The sequence below is a fragment of the Burkholderia sp. Ac-20379 genome (assembly GCF_017104645.1).
Classification (GTDB): Bacteria; Pseudomonadota; Gammaproteobacteria; order Burkholderiales; family Burkholderiaceae; genus Burkholderia.
Window position 1 is genome coordinate 1 of record NZ_JAAGPF010000807.1, and the last position, 775, is coordinate 775.

Genomic DNA, 775 nt, shown 5'->3' on the forward strand with positions numbered 1-775 from the left:
GGACCTGCCCGTGAGCCAATGGCTCGCGCAGCAGCGCCCGCACGAGTTCTCGCGCGAAGCCGCCGCGCTGCTGCGCGGCGAGGCCGACGTGGTGTTCGTCAAGGGCGCCACCGGCCTCGACATCGCGAACCAGCTCGGCGCCACCGTGCTGGTGGAAATCGGCGAGCAGCCCGAGCGCCGCCGCCACGCCAACAACGGCACGCCGCGCCCGCTCACGGTGGATGCGCAACTGCTGCGCGAGCGGCCCGACCTCGTCGAGCGCGTGCTGAAGCGCACGCTGGAGGCGGGCGGCTGGGCCGCCGCGCACCCCGACGACACCGTCGCCTACCTGGCGCGCGAGACGCGCAGCGCCGAGCACTGGGTGCGCCGCGCCTACCGGCCCGACGTGCACCGGCAGATGACGATCGGCATCGACCGCGGCTCGCTCGCCGCGCTCGACGATTTCAAGGGTTTCCTGCATCGCCACGGCTTCCTGCCCAACGATTTCGATCTGGACGACTGGGTCGATCCCGCGCCGCTCGCCGCCGCGTACGAACGGCTGGCCGACGAAGCCGATGATGCCGATGAAGGCGACGACACCGGCAACGCCAGCGAGGCCGCTCGCGGCAGCGTCAAGGAGCCCGAAACGAATCGCCACGCGCCGCCGAGCGCGTTGCCGCGCGTCGCGCCGGCCGTCGGCTGACGCCCCGCCCGACCTTGCCGCGCAGTTGCGCGCCCTTCTCTCGCCGACCCGATCGTTCATGACCGCCATTGCCGTTCGCCGCACCGCCGCACC

At 73.0% G+C, this 775-nt stretch carries 1 pseudogene; it reads left to right on the top strand.

Features of this window, described 5'->3' with window-relative positions:
• Positions 1 to 682: pseudogene (locus tag G3N92_RS34735) on the top strand (ABC transporter substrate-binding protein); the annotation flags it as partial.
• Positions 683 to 775 lie beyond the last annotated feature (93 nt).